This window comes from Paenibacillus pasadenensis DSM 19293, from assembly GCF_000422485.1.
GTDB classification, from domain to species: Bacteria; Bacillota; Bacilli; order Paenibacillales; family Paenibacillaceae; genus Paenibacillus_O; species Paenibacillus_O pasadenensis.
The window spans coordinates 125,775-143,961 of record NZ_AULW01000016.1 but is presented as its reverse complement, the minus strand read 5'-3'; the positions used below and the strand labels follow the sequence as shown (position 1 = coordinate 143,961).

Annotated in this window: 19 protein-coding genes; 2 read left to right on the top strand and 17 right to left on the bottom strand. The window is 65.0% G+C overall.

Going from position 1 to position 18,187, the window contains the following annotated elements; all coding sequences use genetic code 11:
• Positions 1–18 precede the first annotated feature (18 nt).
• The 3 genes from H582_RS0104545 to H582_RS0104535 form a co-directional block, all read right to left on the bottom strand.
• On the bottom strand, positions 19–576 hold the full coding sequence (locus H582_RS0104545) for a nitroreductase family protein (RefSeq protein ID WP_028597579.1): 558 nt from the start codon (positions 574–576) through the stop codon (positions 19–21).
• A 298-nt stretch (positions 577–874) separates the two neighbouring features.
• Positions 875–1,597: an NAD-dependent protein deacylase gene (locus tag H582_RS0104540; protein ID WP_028597578.1), complete on the bottom strand. Its 723-nt coding sequence runs from the start codon at positions 1,595–1,597 to the stop codon at positions 875–877.
• Between the two features lie 111 nt (positions 1,598–1,708).
• Entirely contained in the window at positions 1,709–2,665 is a 957-nt protein-coding gene (locus tag H582_RS0104535; protein WP_028597577.1) for a 3'-5' exoribonuclease YhaM family protein, read from the bottom strand.
• Positions 2,666–2,845: 180 nt separating this feature from the next.
• Here H582_RS0104535 and H582_RS0104530 point away from each other — a divergent pair, with 180 nt between their 5' ends.
• Positions 2,846–3,340 carry a hypothetical protein gene (locus H582_RS0104530; protein ID WP_028597576.1) on the top strand — a complete coding sequence of 165 codons (495 nt, stop codon included), beginning with the start codon at positions 2,846–2,848 and terminating at the stop codon, positions 3,338–3,340.
• Positions 3,341–3,639: 299 nt separating this feature from the next.
• Here the strand turns inward: H582_RS0104530 and nfsA are convergent, their stop codons facing one another.
• The 11 genes from nfsA to H582_RS25940 form a co-directional block, all read right to left on the bottom strand.
• Positions 3,640–4,413, bottom strand: a complete 774-nt coding sequence (nfsA, locus tag H582_RS0104525; RefSeq protein ID WP_240478928.1) for an oxygen-insensitive NADPH nitroreductase — start codon at positions 4,411–4,413, stop codon at positions 3,640–3,642.
• Positions 4,414–4,650: 237 nt separating this feature from the next.
• Positions 4,651–5,094: a MarR family winged helix-turn-helix transcriptional regulator gene (locus tag H582_RS0104520; RefSeq protein WP_164820097.1), complete on the bottom strand. Its 444-nt coding sequence runs from the start codon at positions 5,092–5,094 to the stop codon at positions 4,651–4,653.
• 177 nt (positions 5,095–5,271) lie between these two features.
• Complete coding sequence (locus H582_RS25950) at positions 5,272–6,198, bottom strand: urease accessory protein UreD (protein ID WP_052332956.1); 927 nt, start codon at positions 6,196–6,198, stop codon at positions 5,272–5,274.
• Between the two features lie 83 nt (positions 6,199–6,281).
• A complete protein-coding gene (gene ureG / locus H582_RS25945) occupies positions 6,282–7,034 on the bottom strand; it encodes an urease accessory protein UreG (protein ID WP_052332955.1) in 753 nt (250 codons plus the stop codon).
• Positions 7,035–7,066: 32 nt separating this feature from the next.
• Positions 7,067–7,774, bottom strand: a complete 708-nt coding sequence (locus H582_RS0104505) for an urease accessory protein UreF (protein ID WP_043110903.1) — start codon at positions 7,772–7,774, stop codon at positions 7,067–7,069.
• An 8-nt stretch (positions 7,775–7,782) separates the two neighbouring features.
• Entirely contained in the window at positions 7,783–9,498 is a 1,716-nt protein-coding gene (ureC, locus tag H582_RS0104500; RefSeq protein ID WP_028597572.1) for an urease subunit alpha, read from the bottom strand.
• The gene (locus H582_RS0104495) at positions 9,495–9,863 is read right to left on the bottom strand and encodes an urease subunit beta (RefSeq protein WP_028597571.1); all 369 of its coding nucleotides are present in this window, start codon (positions 9,861–9,863) and stop codon (positions 9,495–9,497) included. Before H582_RS0104495 ends, ureC begins: the two co-directional genes overlap by 4 nt.
• 40 nt (positions 9,864–9,903) lie before the next feature.
• Positions 9,904–10,209: an urease subunit gamma gene (locus tag H582_RS0104490; protein WP_028597570.1), complete on the bottom strand. Its 306-nt coding sequence runs from the start codon at positions 10,207–10,209 to the stop codon at positions 9,904–9,906.
• Between the two features lie 402 nt (positions 10,210–10,611).
• Positions 10,612–11,715 (bottom strand): sensor histidine kinase, encoded by a 1,104-nt coding sequence (locus tag H582_RS0104480; protein ID WP_228551611.1) that lies wholly within the window; start codon positions 11,713–11,715, stop codon positions 10,612–10,614.
• Positions 11,705–12,409, bottom strand: coding sequence for a response regulator transcription factor (locus H582_RS0104475; protein WP_028597568.1), 705 nt, complete (start codon positions 12,407–12,409; stop codon positions 11,705–11,707). Before H582_RS0104475 ends, H582_RS0104480 begins: the two co-directional genes overlap by 11 nt.
• A 196-nt stretch (positions 12,410–12,605) precedes the next feature.
• On the bottom strand, positions 12,606–13,058 hold the full coding sequence (locus H582_RS25940) for a copper amine oxidase N-terminal domain-containing protein (protein WP_052332954.1): 453 nt from the start codon (positions 13,056–13,058) through the stop codon (positions 12,606–12,608).
• Between the two features lie 193 nt (positions 13,059–13,251).
• On the opposite strand from H582_RS25940, the gene ilvD reads away from it, so the two are divergent.
• Positions 13,252–14,937, top strand: a complete 1,686-nt coding sequence (gene ilvD / locus H582_RS0104465) for a dihydroxy-acid dehydratase (protein ID WP_028597567.1) — start codon at positions 13,252–13,254, stop codon at positions 14,935–14,937.
• Between the two features lie 82 nt (positions 14,938–15,019).
• Here ilvD and H582_RS0104460 read toward each other — a convergent pair whose 3' ends face one another.
• From H582_RS0104460 to H582_RS0104450, 3 genes are all read right to left on the bottom strand, one after another.
• Positions 15,020–16,006 (bottom strand): anti-sigma factor, encoded by a 987-nt coding sequence (locus H582_RS0104460; RefSeq protein ID WP_028597566.1) that lies wholly within the window; start codon positions 16,004–16,006, stop codon positions 15,020–15,022.
• Complete coding sequence (locus tag H582_RS0104455; protein ID WP_028597565.1) at positions 16,003–16,578, bottom strand: RNA polymerase sigma factor; 576 nt, start codon at positions 16,576–16,578, stop codon at positions 16,003–16,005. Before H582_RS0104455 ends, H582_RS0104460 begins: the two co-directional genes overlap by 4 nt.
• Before the next feature lie 103 nt (positions 16,579–16,681).
• Positions 16,682–18,097, bottom strand: coding sequence for a polysaccharide deacetylase family protein (locus H582_RS0104450; protein ID WP_028597564.1), 1,416 nt, complete (start codon positions 18,095–18,097; stop codon positions 16,682–16,684).
• Positions 18,098–18,187 lie beyond the last annotated feature (90 nt).

The following is an 18,187-nucleotide window of genomic DNA, read 5'->3' as shown; positions in this document are numbered from 1 at the left end:
CCTGGCCGCCTCCGCCGGCTACAGCCAGGTGATGAGCTGCGCGGCCGGGATTCTCAGCTCGGCCTTCGGGATCGCTTTCGGATAGCCGACATGCAGGTTGCCGACGGCCCGCTCGCCGGGCCGGATGCCGACCGCCTCGCGGAAGACGTCTTCGTGCAGCCACTCGTACGTTTCCCATACCATGCCGATTCCCTGTTCCCAGGCGAGCAGGCTGAAGTTGTGGATGACCGTCGCCGTCGCGGCATAATCCTCCTCCCTCACCTGCAGGTAAGGATTTTCCTTCATGACGACCGTGACGATCAGCGGATTGCTCATGATCTTGCGGTAATATTTCTGGCCGGTCTCCTGCTTTTTGGCCGGATCCCGCTCCCAGCGCTCGTTCATCGCGCGGCAGGCGTCGGCGATCTTGCGGCGTCCTTCGCCTGCGGCGACGATGAACCGCCACGGCTGGGTCATGCGATGGTTGGGCGCCCACACCGCCGTATCGAGCAGGTCGGAGACGAGCTGCGGATCGACCTCGCGATCCTCGAATACATGCACGCTGCGCCGTCCGCGAATCAGTTCGTTCAGTTCCATGGCTACCTCCGTCTCAAGCTGCGGAGCGGCTTGCCGCCCGCATGTCCTAGCATAACCGTGCCTGCGCCGGCGAGGCTATGGAGAGCATTGCCCCTTTTGCATGGACAAAAAAACCGCCCGCTCGGCCGCGATCCTTCCTGCCAAGCGCGCAAAAAGCCGCCTCGCCAGTCGTTGGACTGGCGAGGCGGCTCGTTTGGGATCTGTTCCTGCGCCTCCATTTGGACGGACCCGAATCGGCCGGCCTTTTGTCGTGAAGCGCCTTCGTCCGTCCTCACGATCCAAGGGCGGCCCAGGTCGGCTACAGCGACCCGAGCGCCTCGCCGATGCTGCCGCGCACGAGATGCGTCGCCATGCGGTCCAGCGGCGTCGCCGTGCGGTTGATGATGACGAGGCTGTCGCCGCGGAACAGCGAGACGAGGCCCGCCGCCGGCTGCACGGTCAGCGAGGTGCCCGCCACGAGCAGCGTGTCCGCTTGCCGAATCTGCTCGGCGGCGCGCTCGAGCAGCTCGAAGTCGAGGTTTTCCTGGTACAGCACGACATCCGGCTTGATGATGCCGCCGCATTCCGAGCAGAGCGGCACCGGCCGCGGATCTCCCGTCACCGCCGTCAGCGGATGGAACAGGCCGCAGTCGAGGCAGCGGTTGCGATGCACCGAGCCGTGCAGCTCCAGCACGTTGACGCTGCCCGCGCGCTGGTGCAGCCCGTCGATGTTCTGCGTGACGACCGCCTTCAGCCGGCCTTCCCGCTCCAGCTCGGCGAGCTTGAGATGCGCCGCGTTCGGCAGCGCCTGCGGATGCAGCATATGCTCCCGATAGAACGCATAGAAGTCGCCGGGATGGTCGAAAAAGAAGTCCCGGCTCAAAATCTCTTCCGGCGCGTACATCTTGCTCGTGCGCTGCTCGTACAGGCCGCCGGCCGAGCGGAAGTCGGGAATTCCGCTTTCGGTCGAGGTTCCGGCGCCGCCGAAAAAGACGATGCGCCGGCTGCGGCCGATCGCCTCGCGATAGTCTGGACCCGTCATGGCCGCCACTCTCCTCTAGTCAGGGTAGATGATGCCTCGGCTGGAACAGCTTGCTCCGGCAAGCCGGCGCGGCCGCGCCGCTCGTCGGAGGACGGCTCGTCCTTGTCCGCTCTAGAGCCTCGTCCGATAGACGGCCTTGTTTTCAAGGCCGCGGATCATCGGCGTCCAAGCCTCCTGCTCCGGGATGGAGCCGAGCGCGTCCTCGACCATCTGCAGCTTGGCGTCCAGCGAGTCGATATAATGAAGCGCCACCGCCTCCGCCATCTGCGGCTGCACGGGACTGCCCCATTCGCCGAGATTATGATGCGACAGCACGAGATGCTGCAGCACGGTCACCTTCGGCGAGTCGGCGGGCACGCCCAGCTTGAGCGCCGCCTCGACGATCCAGCCCGAGATGAGCGCCAGATGGCCGATCAGGCGGCCGCGGTCGCTGTATTCGGATACGATGCCGAGCTGCGCGTTCATCTCCTCGGGCTTGGCCAGGTCATGCAGGACGATGCCGGCGATGAGCGCGTCGCGGTTCAGGAACGGACGCTGCGCGCACAGGAACTCGCCGATCTCCAGCATGCGAACGGTGTGATAGGCGAGACCGGCATAGTAGGCATGATGATGGCTCTTGGCGGCGGGGTAATGCTCCAGCCGGTCGCCGGCCTTGACGACGCAATAAGCGGCGATGTTGCGGATATCGGCGTCGCCGATGCTGTCGACCTTGGCGCGGATCTGCGCGACGAGCTCCTTGGCCTCGACCGGCGCGGCGCGGATGTAGTCGGTCAGCTGCACGCCGTCCTCCGGGCTCGTCGGGCGGATGCGGATGATCTTCAGCTGGAGCCGGTCGCGGTACAGCTGCACGATGCCGTGCACCTTGGCGACCTGCAGCGACTGCAGCGACTCCTTCTCGGCCGGCTTCAGGTCCCAGTATTTGGCCGTAATCTGGCCGCTTGAATCGGCAAGCACGAGATCCCAGTAATCCTTCGGCGGAGTCGCGTTCGTCTGCTTGACATCCAGCTCCTTGACGAGAAAGAATCCGGTCACCTCTTGCTTGTCGGTCAGCGTGCTGATCAGGGTCATGCGTGAAAGCTCCTTCCGGTATAACCATAATGAACCTATTATACTCGATTTGGCTGCGCACGGATAATCGTCCTGCTCCCCTGCCGGCGTATGGACGCGCCTGCGATTGGAAACCCTTGCAGGAGGGTAAGATCAACGTATCCGAGTAGCCAAGCTCGATTCGACGGAGGAGGAATCTTCATGAAGCGCAACGACAACGATCACGGACTCTCGACGGAAAAGGACATCGATCCGCGGCACGGCCTGTTCGAGGATCAGGCGGAGGGCAGCCGCGTCCCCAGCGCCGAGGAGGAGCTTCTCCGCACGTATCCGTCCGGAGAAGGCACCTACGGCGGCGTGCAGGTCGACCGCTACACGATCGCTTCCGCCGAGGCGAACGAGCGCCTCGCGGACGATATCGCCTATGCGGAAGGCCCCGACCCGGGAGACTATGCCCGCCAGCGCGAAGGCGGCGACTATGCCGTAGAGACGCCGGTAGGAGAGTCGCCGGCGCCCGCGCCGACAAGCGTCGAGGCGGACTCCGAGCCGGGCCGGGCGGCGGCCAGGCCGAGCTCCGACGCCGAGCTCGACCTGACGGAAGGCACGCCGGTCGATCCGGTCGCGCCGCCCGACGAATTCCATGGCACCGACCTGCTGAACGGCGTCGGCTCCGCTCCGCAGGAGGAAAGCCGCTAGCAAGCAGGCCGCAACGCCATGCGCGGCGCGGATTGATTTGTTGCAAAAGGGACGAAGCTTCGGCTCCGTCCCTTTTTTGGTTCGCTGCGGAATGCTGCCGAGGGGACAAGGGGGCTTCTTCCCTTGTTCCCTCGGTTCTCCAGCTGCGGGGCTTCAGCAAGGGAGCTTCTTCCCTTGTTCCACGGCTTCGCGTGCTGCGGCGCTCCAACAAGGGAGCTTCTTCCCTTGTTCCCTCGGTTCACCAGCTGCGGCGCTCCGATTCCTCGTTCCACCGCCTCGCCCCGCCGCCCGCGGCAGCGTCAATCCTCCAGCCGGAACCCCTTCTCGCGCAGCAGCCCGGTGAACGTGCGCGGCGGATACGCCGTCCGCCCGCTCATCTCCTGCGTCCACGTCGTATCGCGGCCGCCGCCGGAGCGGCCGCGGATGTAGCCGCGGTATTCGTCGTCGTATGCCTCAAGCTGCTCGGCACGGCTGCCCGCCGGATAGCGGTTTTCCGCATAAACCGCCGAGCGCGGCAGCCGCGGCCGGAGGTCCGGCTCCTCGGCCGGCACGCCGATGCACATGCCGAACACCGGGTAGACGAGCGGCGGCAGCTCCAGCAGCTCCGAGACGGCGCGCATGTCGTTGCGGATGCCTCCGATATAGACGATGCCGAGTCCCTGCGCCTCGGCGGCGATCGCCGCATTTTGCGCCGCCAGCGCCGCATCCACGGTCGCGACGAGGAAATACTCCGTCGACGTCTGCAGCTGCGCGCCGTGCATGCCCGCCGCTTCCGCGAAGCGGCTCAAATCGGCGCACCAGACGAGGAAGGTCGGCGCCTCGCGCACATGGCGCTGGCCTCCGGCCAGCTCTGCGAGCCGTCCGCGCAGCTCCGGATCGGTAATGCCGATGACGCTGTAAGCCTGCATATGGCTCGACGACGAGGCCATCTGCGCGCATCCGAGAATCCGGTCCAGCTGCTCGGCCGTCACCGGCTTGTCCGCATAGCGGCGGATCGAGCGGTGGCGCTCCAGCAGCGACAGCGTCTCCTCCATGCGCAGCGCGTCCGGCCGCTCCTTCTTGCTTTCGTTCATCGCGAACCCTCCCGTTCCTCCTCGATTCCATTCGTGCCTAGAATAGGCAATCGGCCAGGGCTTGTCAACCGCAGGGCGGCTGCGGCTGCGGCTCGCCTAAACCTTGGCGCTGCGGACAAAAAAAGCGTCCAAGCCCGCCTGCGGGTCTGAACGCTTCCTCGGCTCCCATAGCTCCCGTCCGCTTCATGCCGCGCATCACGCCCGGCACTTCCCGCAGACCGCCCTTGCAGCTTCGGCCTACTCTTTCTGCAGATTGGCGATCATGCGGTCGAACAGCTTGAGCATCATATCCATCTCCTGCTTCTCCATGCCGCGATACAGCTTCAGCATGAGCGCATGCCGAGTCTCGTCGATCTGCTTGAGCAGCTTGAGGCCTTTCTTGTCGATGCTCAGCACCACGACGCGCCGATCCGACTCCCCGCGCTCTCGCGCGATATAGCCGAGCTCGACGAGCCGGTCCGCGAGACCGGTCACCGCTCCCGACGTGATGAGCAGCTTGTCCGCGAGCACCGACGCTTTTTGCGGCCCTTCCGTGGCCAGCAAGGTCAGTATGCGGGCATGCGTAAGGCCGAGCCCGTGCTCGTTGTCCCGGTTCCATTCCGATGTGATCAGCTTGCGCACCAGCCGGAACCGGTCATCCAGCTGCTTGGTCAGCTCTTCCAATGCCCCATCCTGTACCATGCTTTCGCCTCCTGCTTCTTCTCTCGCAATCTTGATGTAGGATAACCTTATAAGGTCAACTTCTTGTAGGTAAAGCAAAAAAAGACAAAAACCCGATCCTCGGGCAGCTCCGCGCATGACGGAAGCATCCTTAGAGGCTTCCTACGCCGGAGGCAGGGATCGGGTTTCATTTTTTATTCAGACAGACTTGACGAAAGGCGGCGGCGGCTCGCTCCAAAGCGCCTTGCGCGACTCGAGCCGGACTTCCTCCAGCACGCGCTGCACCGTCCATGCCGCATGGCCGGCCGCCTGCACGACGATGCCGCTCCGCCATGTGCGCGACACGCCCGTCCGCACCTCCCGGCCAGGCACCTGCGGCAGCCGGTCCAGCAGCTGGCGCAGCCGCTGCTCCAGCTCCGCGTCCGCGCCGCGCCCGAACAGGCAGAACGTGCCCCAATGCGTGAACCGATGCCAGCTGCCGGGAGCCGCGAGCTGCTGCGCGCGCGGCTCGACCCGCTGGCGCTGGCGGAAGATCAGCTCGCCGTCGGCGTACACCGTCAGCCGGTTGTCGAGCCGGCGATAGCGGAACACTTCTCCGCGCAGCGTGCGTCCCGGGCACAGCACCTCCGTCTGCATCCAGACGGCGCCCGGAGCGAGCCGCACCTCGGTGTCCGCCAGCAGCGAAGCGTCCTCGTACAGCATGACCGGTTCCGGCAGATGCTCGCATACGGCGCCGTTCTCCAGCGCGAAGCGCTGGCGCAGCGACGCGCCTCCCTCCTCTTCGCAAGGATGGACCTTGAGAAAGCTCTGGTTGGAGATCTGCACCGAAGCGCCGGCGCCGAGGCTCCAGTCGAGCTCGTAGCGGTCGCCGCTCAGCATGCCCGGAGAGACGTCCATGACGAGCACGCCGGCGCCGGAGCCGAGCGGGAACGCCTTGGCGATTTTGATCGGCGACGTGTGGTAGCGCGAGACGAGCCGGGTCAGGCCGCCGCGCTCCTCGAAGCGCGCCTGCAGGACGGACGCTCCGCGCGCCGCCGTCTCGGCGCCGGTCAGCTCGCCGGCGGAGAAGGCTCGCGCCTTCGCATGCTCCGCGCCCCCGTGGGAGAAGGCGCGCTCAGCGGACACGCCTCCGAGCGAGCTCCTCTCCGCTGCGTCCGCAGATGCGCCCGCAGACGCGCCCGCACCGCCGCCGGCCCGGGCGGTGCGGCTCAAGCGAGCGCGCCGCCCGAACCGGCCATTCGGAGCGGCGTCAAGGTCGGGCTCAGCGCGGCAGCATCCGCTCCGTGGCCATGCGAGATCCCTTTGGCATGGGCGAGCTCATGCTCGATCCAGTCGACCATCTCCGCCACCCCGTTCCCGCCGAACAGATTGGTGAAGACGAACGGCCGATCGCCGCGCATCCGGCGCGAGTCCTCCTCCATGACCGCAAGGCTGGCTCCGACATGCGGCGCGAGGTCGATCTTGTTGATGACGAGCAGGTCGGAGCGCATGATGCCCGGGCCGCCCTTGCGCGGAATCTTTTCCCCTTGGGCCACGTCGATGATATAGATGAAGCGGTCCACCAGCTCCGGGCTGAACGCCGCCGCCAGATTGTCTCCGCCGCTCTCGATGAAGATCAGGTCAAGCGGCGAGAAGCGCTCCTCCAGCTCCTCGATCGCCTCGAAGTTCATCGAGGCGTCCTCGCGGATCGCCGTATGCGGACAGCCGCCCGTCTCCACGCCGATGATGCGCTCCTCCGGCAGCACGCCGGTCGCCGCGAGGATGCGGGCATCCTCCTTCGTATAGATGTCGTTGGTGATGACGGCGAGGCTCCAGCGGTCCTTCAGCTCGCGGGACAGCGTCTCGACCAGCTTCGTCTTGCCGGAGCCGACCGGGCCGCCGATGCCGATGCGCACCGGACGTCCTTGCGGGATCGGATTCGTGTTCCACTCGATATGGGTATGTCCTTGGCCTTGGCACATGGGGAATTCCTCCTTGGAATAAATGAATTCGATCAGGACATGAACAGCCGGGAGTAAAGCGTCTCGTGGCGGATCATGCCGAGCTCCGAGCCCGGCATGTCGCTCCAGGCGTCCTCCGGCTCCATCGCCAGCGCCGCGCGCGCGGCCGGGACCGTCTCGCCCGACAGCAGCGCCAGCAGCCGCTGCGCCTCGGTCTGGCCGATCGCCATCAGGCGCAGCGCGCTGTTCACGGCATTGCTCAGGCAGCCGTACAGCCAGCCCTGAAGCGCCTGCTCCTCGCCGATGCCGGCTTGCCAGCAGATCCAGCCGAACACGAGCGGATGGGTCAGCAGGCAGTCGCCGCTCCGATAAGCCGCCTCGAGCCGGGCAAGGTTGAGCTCCGGATAGCTGCTGCCCGCGAGCTTGAGCAGGCGGCGGCCCATCTTTTCCATCCCGGAGCGGGTCTCGGCGCTCATGCGGCCGACATGCACGAGCCGCTCGGCCGCCCACAGCCGCTCCCACGCCTCTACGGGCGCGTCTCGGTAGACGGCGCGGACGACGAGCGCGTCGGTCGTCGTCCAGCTCTGCCGCAGCATCGCCCGCAAGTACGCCTCCAGCTCGTCGGGACGGGCGATGTCGCCTTCCTGGACGAGCGTCTCGAGGCCGAACGAATGCGAGAAGCCGCCGATCGGCAGCGCCGAGTCGAGCAGCTGCTGCAGCACGAGCCACGGCACGAGCGGCGCCCCGCCCCGCGGCGGCATCGCCCCCGTCAAAACAGGAAGTACCGCTGCGCCATCGGCACGACCTCGGCCGGCTCGCAGACGGCCGGCTCGCCGTCGACCGTCACCCGGTACGTCTCCGGATCGACGACGATTTCCGGCGTCGCGTCATTGAGGATCATGTCCTTTTTCGTGACGGAGCGGCAGCCCTTGACCGGCTCGACCCATTTTTGCAGCCCGAGCCGCTCGGCGATGCCGCCCTCGTACGCCGCCTGGGAGACGAAGGTGATGCTCGTGCGCTGCATCGCCTTGCCGAACGCGCCGAACATCGGACGGCCGAACACCGGCTGCGGCGTCGGAATCGAAGCGTTCGGATCGCCCATCTGGGCGTAGGCGATCATGCCGCCCTTGAGCACGAGCTCCGGCTTGACGCCGAAGAACATCGGGCTCCAGACGACGAGGTCGGCGAGCTTGCCCGGCTCGATCGAGCCGACGAGATGGGAGACGCCGTGCGTGATCGCCGGATTGATCGTGTACTTGGCGATGTAGCGCTTGATGCGGAAATTGTCGCCGCCCTCCGTGTCCGGCGCGAGCGGGCCGCGCTGCCGCTTCATCTTGTCCGCGGTCTGCCATGTGCGCAGGATGACCTCGCCGACGCGTCCCATCGCCTGCGAGTCGGAGCTCAGCATGCTGAACACGCCCATGTCGTGCAGGATGTCCTCGGCGGCGATCGTCTCCGGCCGGATGCGCGAGTCGGCGAACGCGACGTCCTCCGGAATCCGCGAGTCCAGATGATGACAGACCATGAGCATGTCCAGATGCTCCTCGATCGTGTTCACCGTAAACGGACGCGTCGGATTCGTCGAGCTCGGCAGCACGTTCAGCTCGCCCGCCGCGCGGATGATGTCCGGCGCGTGGCCGCCGCCGGCGCCCTCGGTATGGTAGGTGTGGATCGTGCGGCCGCCGATCGCGGCCAGCGTATCCTCGAGAAAGCCCGATTCGTTGAGCGTGTCGGTATGGATGGCGACCTGCACGTCGTACCGGTCGGCCGCCTGCAGGCAGGCGTCGATCGCCGCCGGCGTCGTGCCCCAGTCCTCATGCAGCTTGAGGCCGATCGCCCCCGCCTCGATCTGCTCGATCAGCGGCTCCATGAAGCTGGCGTTGCCTTTGCCGGTGAAGCCGAGGTTCATCGGGAACGCCTCCGCCGCCTCCAGCATGCGCCGCATATGCCAGGCGCCCGGCGTGCAGGTCGTCGCGTTCGTTCCCGTCGCCGGGCCCGTGCCGCCGCCGATCATCGTCGTCACGCCCGACGAGAGCGCGGTCTCGATCTGCTGCGGGCAAATGTAGTGGATATGCGCGTCGATGCCGCCCGCCGTGACGATCTTGCCCTCGGCCGCGATCACCTCCGTGCTCGCGCCGACGACCATGCCCGGCGTCACGCCGTCCATGATGTCGGGATTGCCCGCCTTGCCGATGGCGACGATGCGCCCGTCGCGGATGCCGATGTCGCCTTTGACGATGCCCCAGTGGTCGATGACGACGGCATTCGTGATGAGCGTGTCCAGCACGCCGTCGCTGCGCAGCGCCGAGCTCGACTGGCCCATGCCGTCGCGGATGACCTTGCCTCCGCCGAACTTGCACTCGTCGCCGTACACCGTGTGGTCGCGCTCGATGACGGCCCACAGCTCGGTATCCGCCAGCCGCACCGCGTCGCCCGTCGTCGGGCCGAACATGCCGGCGTAGCTGCTCCGATCCATCTCTCTCATGATCGGCCGCCCTCCCACTGCTCCAGCCTGCGCCGCACGTCGTCCGGCATCGCGCCGGCCGGAGCCGGGCCGCTCGTCAGCCCGCTGAGGCCGTAGCCGAGCCGGCTGCCGCCGAGCTCGACGAGCTGGACCGGCTTCTCCTCGCCGGGCTCGAAGCGGACCGCCGTGCCGGCCGGGATGTCCAGCCGCATGCCGAAGGCCGATTCCCGATCGAACCTGAGGCCGCGGTTCACCTCGAAGAAATGGTAATGCGAGCCGACCTGCACCGGCCGGTCTCCTCCGTTGACGACGATCAGCTCCGCCGTGCGGCGTCCTTCATTGAGCACGATGCTCCCCTGAGCCGTGCGGTATTCCCCCGGTATCATGACTGTTCCTCCCTCATGGCCGCCGAACGGCCTGTTCTCTCTAGCCGCCGATCGGATGATGCACCGTCACGAGCTTCGTGCCGTCGGGGAAGGTCGCTTCCACCTGCACCTCGTGGATCATCTCCGGCACGCCCTCCATCACCTGGTCGCGGGTCAGGATGCGCGTGCCGTATTCCATCAGGCGGGCGACGGTCTGTCCGTCGCGCGCGCCCTCCATGATTTCGGACGTGATCAGCGCGATGCTCTCGGGATAATTGAGCTTCACGCCTCGGTTCAGCCTGCGGCGGGCGACGTCGGCCGCCACCGTGATGAGCAGCTTTTCTTTCTCGCGCTCGGTCAACTGCATGCCCTTCACCTCTTCTCCGGAATAGCTCCATTATAGGCGCGCTGCCGCAGGAAAGTAAATGAGTTATGTGAGATTATCTGACATAAAGCAACCGGGAAGCGCGAAAAAAGCCCCGCCGTCCAGAAGGACGACGGGGCAGGCGAGTCGGAACAGGGTCCGGGAAAAAGGGCGCCGGCAGCCGGCGCTACCAGATGCGCAGCAGCAGGTCGACGAGTCCGGCGGACTCCCCTTCCTGGCTGCCGATCAGCAAGACGGCCATCAGCATCACTGCGCATGCCATGACCATCATCCACAGGTATCTCATGGACGTCCCTCCGCTTCCGCTTGGTTTCGATAGGATCATTGTACCGCAGGACGGATCGTTCATGCCGTAAAGCAATCCTAAAAAAACCTTAAGAAAGTCTAAAGATCGTGATCCTGCGCCAGCGGCAGCCTCACCTGGAACGAAGTCAGATACGGATCGCTCGCGGCCGAGATGCCGCCCCCGTGCTGCTCGACGATGCTCTTGGCGATCGCCAGGCCGAGGCCGGAGCCGCCGCTGTCGAGGCCGCGCGCCTTGTCGACGCGGTAGAACCGGTCGAACAGATGCGGCAGGTCGACCGACGGAATCATCTCGCCGTAATTGACGACCTCCACGACCGCCTCCTCGCCTTCCGCCGAGGCATGGAGATCGACCTTGCCGCCGTCCTTGCCGTAATGGATCGCATTGGCGAGCAGGTTCTCGAACACGCGCACGAGCTTGTCCGGATCGCCGGTGACGGCGAGCTTGCCGGACGGGGCATGGAGCGCGCCGACGAGTCCCGCCTCCTCGAGCGGCACCCGGTATTGAATGAGCAGCTGGCGCAGCAGCTCGGTCAGATTGAACGTATGGATGCGCTGCGGAGACGTCTCGTACCGCATTTTCGTATAGTCGAACAGGTCGTTGATCAGCACGTTGAGCCGCTTCGACTTCTCATAAGCGATATGCACGTACTGGCGCACCTCCACCTCGTCGCGGCAGCGGTCCTGCTCGATCAGGCCGAGATAGCCGATGATCGAGGTGAGCGGCGTCCTCAGGTCATGCGAGACGTTCGTGATGAGCTCGCTCTTGGTCTGCTCGGCCCGCCGCTCGTCGTCGAGCGACAGCTGCAGCTTGTGCACGAGATAATTGATGTAGGCGGCGAGATCGCCGAGCTCGTTTTTTTGCCGCACCGGCACCTGGTAGTCGAAGTTGCCGTCGGCGATGTACCGCACGCTGCGGCTGACGTCGCGGAAATAGCGAAACTGGCGCTGCTGGAGCAGCAGCAGGAAGACGAGGAACAGCCCGATCGCGAGAATGACGAGCGTGAAGTCGCCGAACTGGTCGATCAGCAGATGCGCGATCCAGCGCAGCGCGGGCAGCTCGCTCGCCAGCCGCTCCGCGACGACGACGAGCAGCACCGACGAGATGACCGAGAGCGCGGCGCTCAGCGCGAGATGGAGCAGCAGGCGGAACGTCATGTCCTTGACGACGTTGTCATCCTTCAATTTTGTAGCCGACCCCCCACACCGTCACGATGAACTTGTCTCCCGTCTCCTGCTCCAGCTTGTCCCGCAGCTTGCTGATATGCACCATGACGGTATTGTTCGATTCGTAAAATTTTTCTTTCCACACTTGCTGGAAAATGTCCTCCGCGCTGAACACCTTGCCCGGATGCGAGGCGAGCAGATGGAGGATGCCGAACTCCGTGCTCGTCAGATGCAGCTGCCGCCCGTCCTGGCGGCAGGTGACCGTATGGGTCGACTTGTCGATGACGATCGGCCCGAGCTCCACCGCCCCGCCGGCGTCGGACCCGCCGCCCGCCTTGGGGAACTGGTAGGCCCGCCGCAGCAGCGACTTGACGCGGGCGACGAGCTCCAGCGGGTTGAACGGCTTGACCATATAGTCGTCCGCTCCGGTCATCAGCCCCATGATCTTGTCCATGTCCGCCGCCTTGGCGCTCAGCATGAGGATCGGCACCTGGGCCGATCCCTCGCGGCGCAGCTGCCGGCATACTTCAAGCCCGTCCGCCTTGGGCATCATGATGTCGAGCACGATCAAATGGAACGGCTCCGCGGCGGCCATGGCGAGCGCCTCCTCCCCGTCATGGGCGAGCACGGTCGCATAGCCCTCGTTGGCCAGATAGATCTGGATCAGCTCCGCGATCTCGCGGTCGTCGTCTACGATCAGCAGCTTTTTCACCGATTACCACTCCTTACAGCCACTATACCGCACGGCCGCCGGCCTTGGAAGCGCGCGCGCCCGATCGAAAGGGCCGTTTAAGGAATCTTCAGGCTTTCTTCAGGAAAGCCGGCGCCGGACCGGCTTTTTCCGAAGCCGGAGGCGCGAAAAGCCCCCTTCCGGCTGGAAGGGGGCAGCGCCGTTTCTTGCGGGAAAGCTAGCTTTCCACGCGATCGGTGATCGTGATGAGGTTCTGGTCGGCATAGTAGACGCAGTACGTGCCCAGCGCCTCGGCGATGAAGCGCAGCGGCACCATCGTCGTGCCGCTCATGTTCTGCGCCGGCACCGACAGCTCGATCTCCATGTCGTTGACCTTGGCCTTGGTCTTGTTCACCTGCAGGAAGATCTCGTTCTTGCCGCGCGTCGCCGTGATCGTCTGCTCGTACTGGTTCCAGTCGACCGTCGCTCCGAGCGCCTCGAAGATGCCGCGCAGCGGCACGAGCGTGCGTCCGTCCTTGACCAGCGGCTCCTTGTCGAGCGCGTAATTCACGCCGTTGACCAGCACCTTCGGCGCCTCCTTGGCGGCTTCTGCGGCCGGCGCGGCCGCGCCGGCGATCAGGATGCCGGCCAGCAGCAGGCCGGCCGCTTTCTTGCTTCGATATGTACTCATGAACATGCCTCCTCGGAGCGGATTTGATTCTCATTAAACCGCTTCCCGAACGACTTAAACGCTGACGATATCAAGAAGTTGCGATGCCGATAGGATTCATTCCACTTTAATGCAGGAATGCGGCAATCGGTAGTCAATCCAGGGCACATATGGTACACTAATTGGAATGATGTTAATCCTGGGAGGGACAAGCATGGCACCGAAGAAGATGCGTTCTGACATGATCAAAAAAGGCTTCGACCGAGCCCCGCACCGCAGCCTGCTGCGCGCTGCCGGCGTCAAGGAAGAAGACTTCGACAAGCCGTTCATTGCCGTCTGCAATTCCTATATCGATATCATCCCCGGCCACGTCCACCTGCAGGAATTCGGCAAGGTCGTCAAGGAAGCGATCCGCGAAGCGGGCGGCGTGCCGTTCGAGTTCAATACGATCGGCGTCGACGACGGCATCGCGATGGGCCACATCGGCATGCGCTACTCGCTGGCGAGCCGCGAGATCATCGCCGACTCCGTCGAGACGGTCGTCAACGCGCACTGGTTCGACGGCATGGTGTGCATCCCCAACTGCGACAAGATCACTCCCGGCATGATGATGGGCATGCTGCGCGTCAACATCCCGTCCATCATGGTGAGCGGCGGCCCGATGAAGGCCGGCCGCACGAGCGACGGACGCGCGATCTCGCTGACGAGCGTGTTCGAGGGCGTCGGCCAGTTCATGGCCGGCAAGATCGACGAGGTCGGCCTGACCGAGCTCGAGCAGTTCGGCTGTCCGACCTGCGGCTCCTGCTCCGGCATGTTCACCGCCAACTCGATGAACTGCCTCGCCGAGGCGCTCGGCATCGCCCTTCCGGGCAACGGCTCCATCCTCGCCGTAGCGGAGGAGCGCAAGGAATTCGTCAAGGAGTCCGCCCGCCAGCTCATGAAGCTGATCGAGATGGACCTGCGTCCGCGCGACATCGTCACGGCGGAGGCGATCGACAACGCGTTCGCGCTCGACATGGCAATGGGCGGATCGACCAACACCGTCCTCCATACGCTCGCGATCGCGCATGAAGCCGGCATCGAGTACCCGATCGCCCGCATCAACGAAGTCGCCAACCGCGTGCCGCATCTGTCCAAGCTGGCTCCGGCGTCCGACCTTCACATGGAGGACGTGCATGAGGCCGGCGGCGTCAGCGCCGTGCTGCGCGAGCTGCTCAACAAGCCGGGCGCCCTGCATACCGAATGCATGACCGTCACCGGCAAGACGATCCGCGAGAACGTTGAAAATACGGAAATCAAGCGGCGCGACGTCGTGCGCCCGATCGACGATCCGCACTCCGAGCGCGGCGGCCTCGCCGTCCTGTTCGGCAACCTGGCTCCGGACGGAGCGATCATCAAGGTCGGCGCCGTAGACAAGTCCGTGGGCGGCTACCACCGCGGCCCGGCGATCTGCTTCGACTCGCAGGACGCCGTGCTGGAAGGCTTGAGCAAAGGCCTCGTCAAGGAAGGCCATGTCGTCGTCATCCGCTACGAAGGGCCGAAGGGCGGCCCCGGCATGCCGGAGATGCTCGCTCCGACGTCGCAGATCGTCGGCATGGGCCTCGGCGCCAAGGTCGGCCTCATCACCGACGGCCGCTTCTCGGGCGCCTCGCGCGGCATCAGCATCGGCCATATCTCGCCGGAGGCGGCGGACGGCGGTCCGCTCGCGTTCGTCCACGACGGCGACATCATCGAGCTGGACATGAACAACCGCACGATCCAGCTCGAGATCAGCGACGAGGAGATGGCCAAGCGCCGCGCCGAATGGACCGGCTTCGAGCTCAAGATCAAGCGCGGCTACCTCGCCCGCTACGCTCATCTCGTCACCTCCGCCAGCACCGGCGGCGTCATGAAGATCTGATTCCTTACCCAAAAAGCTCCCCGGCGCTCGAAGCGCCGGGGAGCTTTTGGTTTACAGGTTGAATTGTCGCCGTGCTGTCCATCTATGTCTTGAGAGCTCCGGCGAGCACGATGCTGCCTCGCGGCTCCTGGCCGAAGGCGTCCGGCTCCAGCGTGATGGCGACCTGGTCGTACGAGCCGCCGGGGAACGTAAACGTGACCGCGCCGGCGTTGCCCGTCGGCATGAACGTGCCGGCATTGACCGGCTTGTCGCCCTTGATCAGCCACACCTGGAACGCCTGCTCGTCCTTCAGCTCCGGAAGCCGGCTCGCCTGCACGATCAGATGGGTGCCGCGATCGTCCACGACGAGATAGGCCTGCCCTCTGGCGACGAGATCTTTGACCGGCTTGAGCGAGACGATCTGGCTGACCATCGCGCCGGCAAAAGGCTGCTCCGTCTTGCGCAGCTGCTCGATCGTGCTGTCCAGCGTCTGCGTCGACGCCTGCAGCTCGGCCGAGAGCCGCTTGTTCTCGCGCCCGAGACTGTCCATGCGCTGGGCCAGCACTCCGGTCACGAGCAGCATGACCGCTGCCGCACCGGCCAGCGCTCCGACCGCGAGCCGCCTACTCCTCCCGGTCCCCTCCGCGGCTGGCGCTTCCTTTGCGCGCTCGGCCGGGCGCTCGGTCCGGTCCGCTCCGGAGAGCGGCGCGGCCGACGAACGCTCGTTGCGGTCCGCGAGCTGCTGCCTCGCGTCCGTTCCGTCCTCGTCTTGGCGAAGCGCAAAAACGTCCGGAGGCAGCGCCGGCTCGGAGCGCTCGGCCGCGTCCTCCTCCAGGCGGTCCGCCTGAGGACGGCCCAGCACCTGGCCCAGCACGCGCTCGCGCATTCCCTGCGGCGGCTCGGCCGGCTCGGCGGCTAGCGGCAGCAGGCCGAGCAGCTCCTCGATCCGGGCCAGCTCCTCACGGCAATCGCTACAGCCTGCGATATGCCGCTCCATGCGCTCTCGTTCTTCGCCTTCCAGCAAGCCCATCGCATACAGATCGATGTCCGAGCATGGCTTGCGATTTTCCTCCTCATGTCCTTCCCTCATGATCGAACCTCCCCCCTCCACGATTCGCCCAGCTGACTGCGCAGCTGGCGAAGACCGAGGCGGATCCGACTTTTGACCGTGCCTAGCGGGATGTCATGCCTGTCCGCGATTTCCTGCTGGGTATACCCGCCGAAATAAACCCACTCGATCACCTGCTGCTGTTCCTGGCTGAGTCCGGACAGAGCTTGCCTCATCTGCTCCGCCAGCATCCGGTTCTCGACGGTAAGCTCCGTCGTGACCGGGTCGCGCAGCTCATCCATGCCGTCCTGGCCGCCGGCGGCCGGCCGGCGGTCGCGCTTGCGCAGCCAGTCGATCGCGCCGTTGCGCGCCATCGTGAAGATCCAGGTGCTGACCTTCCCGGAGCGGCCGTTCGATACATACGCCTCGGCATGGTTCCAGAGCTTGAGGAACAGCTCCTGAACGATCTCTTCCGCCGCCATGCTGTCCTTCACGATTCGGTAGACGAACGAGTACAACGGCTTCTCGTAGCGATCGTATAGCTTCTCCAGCGCATCGCTGCTCCGGGAGGCGATCTGAAGCATCAGATGCTCCTCCCAGTCTGCCTCGGTCATGTGTTCCTCTCCCTTCCTATCTATCATATCCCCTAGGGGATAAAAGTCCAATCCGCCGCAAAAACAAAAGCCGGTCCTCCCGTAAGGGGACCGGCCGGCAAGGTCAGGACAGCATGCCCGGAGCAGCCGCAGGCTCGCTCGCCAGAGCGGCCAAAGCGGCTTCCGGCTTGGCCGCGACAGGCTGGCGCGGAGCCGGGGCGGAAGTGCTCGTATAGCTTTCCATGTCTCTGCGGGAGAGGAACAGCATGCGCGGATACATCGGCTTGGCCTCGCCGCGCGGTTGCGCTCCGCGAGGCTTGCGGGACTTGGCGCGCGGTTTGGCGGATAGAATTCGGAAAAGGATCTTCAAATAAATGCGGGATGCCTTGGCGAACAGGTTCTCCGGCAGGTCAAACACCTGGAAGCCGAGCTTGTCGGTTCCGTTGTGGATCATCGTCACTCCGTAGAGCGCCTTGACCTTGTCCATCGCAGGATCGTTCAGCACCGCGGCGGACAGGGCCGGGAGAGCCGACTCCATCTCGCGCAGGAGGCGGATGATGACCGCGAGCGGAGAGGAGGAGCGGACCGCCGCCTGGCGGAGCATCTCATTGTCGAGATGGATCTCGGCGAGCGGATCTCCCTTGACGATGCGCTCGCCTTCGCTCAGCTCGATCGGCGGACCGTTGTAGGCGACTTTGCGATAGTGAAAGACCGGCCTGCCGCCCTTCTCGCTGGCGACCGGCTTCAAGCGGAACACGAGATGGAACAGCTTCTCGTATTGCAGCCAGGCGCCCGCCAGCAGACGGTTGAACGCCGTCGGACGCTTCGCCTTGTTTTTCTCGGTCAGCTCCATGAGCGTCGGCACGCCGACGAAGCGGAAGCCCTTGCGGCCGCCCTCCTCCAAATACACCTCCAGCGCCTCCAGCATCTGGGCCGGCGCGTCCTCGTCCGCTCCGAGCGTGCGGCCGCAGTCATGCAGCAGCATCACCTCGCCGGGACGAAGCTTCTTGAGCAGGCGCCTTTTCAGCCTGTCGGACGTTTCATGAGCCTTCCAATCGCCGAAAATGCCCGACCAGAGCACGATCTTGTACTGGCCCTTCTTGGAGAAATCGAACAGGTTGACGATTCCCCAGGGCGGTCGGTAATAAACGGGCGTCTCCCCGATCGCCTGCTCGATGACCGCGCTCGTCAGGGCAATCTGCCGCTTGACGGTTTTCGGCCGCATGATCCAGTTGCTCTTGTGCACGTAATTGTGGATGCCGACCGTATGCCCCTCGTCCCTCATCCGCCGAAGCAGCTCCGGATGCTGCTCCGCATGGGACCCGACGACAAAAAAAGTCGCCTTGGCGCGATGCCTGGCGAGCAGATCGAGCAGCATGGGCGTGTAGACGGGATCCGGGCCGTCGTCGAAGGTAAGCGCGATCTCCTTGTCCGCGAGTCCGCGCTTGAACACGCGGAAGCCGAACAGGCGGCTGATCAGTCCCGGGATAAACGCATAGAGCGATAGGAAGTAGAATCCCCAGACGAGCAAATTCTCCATGTTTCTGTTCCCCACCATATTCTCTAGAAGTCTACCACCCATTGTAGCATAAACGAGTTTCAAAAAACCGCCTGCATCTTTAAAATCTAT

Bases quoted from the DNA above. Each gene is read 5' to 3' on its own strand.
- H582_RS0104450 (WP_028597564.1), bottom strand. From the start codon at position 18,097: ATGGAGAATTTGCTCGTCTGGGGATTCTACTTCCTATCGCTCTATGCG.
- nfsA (WP_240478928.1), bottom strand. From the start codon at position 4,413: ATGAACGAAAGCAAGAAGGAGCGGCCGGACGCGCTGCGCATGGAGGAG.
- H582_RS0104530 (WP_028597576.1), top strand. From the start codon at position 2,846: ATGAAGCGCAACGACAACGATCACGGACTCTCGACGGAAAAGGACATC.
- H582_RS25940 (WP_052332954.1), bottom strand. From the start codon at position 13,058: ATGAGTACATATCGAAGCAAGAAAGCGGCCGGCCTGCTGCTGGCCGGC.
- H582_RS0104540 (WP_028597578.1), bottom strand. From the start codon at position 1,597: ATGACGGGTCCAGACTATCGCGAGGCGATCGGCCGCAGCCGGCGCATC.
- ureG (WP_052332955.1), bottom strand. From the start codon at position 7,034: ATGTGCCAAGGCCAAGGACATACCCATATCGAGTGGAACACGAATCCG.
- H582_RS0104505 (WP_043110903.1), bottom strand. From the start codon at position 7,774: ATGCCGCCGCGGGGCGGGGCGCCGCTCGTGCCGTGGCTCGTGCTGCAG.
- ilvD (WP_028597567.1), top strand. From the start codon at position 13,252: ATGGCACCGAAGAAGATGCGTTCTGACATGATCAAAAAAGGCTTCGAC.
- H582_RS0104460 (WP_028597566.1), bottom strand. From the start codon at position 16,006: ATGAGGGAAGGACATGAGGAGGAAAATCGCAAGCCATGCTCGGACATC.
- ureC (WP_028597572.1), bottom strand. From the start codon at position 9,498: ATGAGAGAGATGGATCGGAGCAGCTACGCCGGCATGTTCGGCCCGACG.
- H582_RS0104490 (WP_028597570.1), bottom strand. From the start codon at position 10,209: ATGCAGTTGACCGAGCGCGAGAAAGAAAAGCTGCTCATCACGGTGGCG.
- H582_RS0104535 (WP_028597577.1), bottom strand. From the start codon at position 2,665: ATGACCCTGATCAGCACGCTGACCGACAAGCAAGAGGTGACCGGATTC.
- H582_RS0104495 (WP_028597571.1), bottom strand. From the start codon at position 9,863: ATGATACCGGGGGAATACCGCACGGCTCAGGGGAGCATCGTGCTCAAT.
- H582_RS0104455 (WP_028597565.1), bottom strand. From the start codon at position 16,578: ATGACCGAGGCAGACTGGGAGGAGCATCTGATGCTTCAGATCGCCTCC.
- H582_RS0104520 (WP_164820097.1), bottom strand. From the start codon at position 5,094: ATGGTACAGGATGGGGCATTGGAAGAGCTGACCAAGCAGCTGGATGAC.
- H582_RS0104545 (WP_028597579.1), bottom strand. From the start codon at position 576: ATGGAACTGAACGAACTGATTCGCGGACGGCGCAGCGTGCATGTATTC.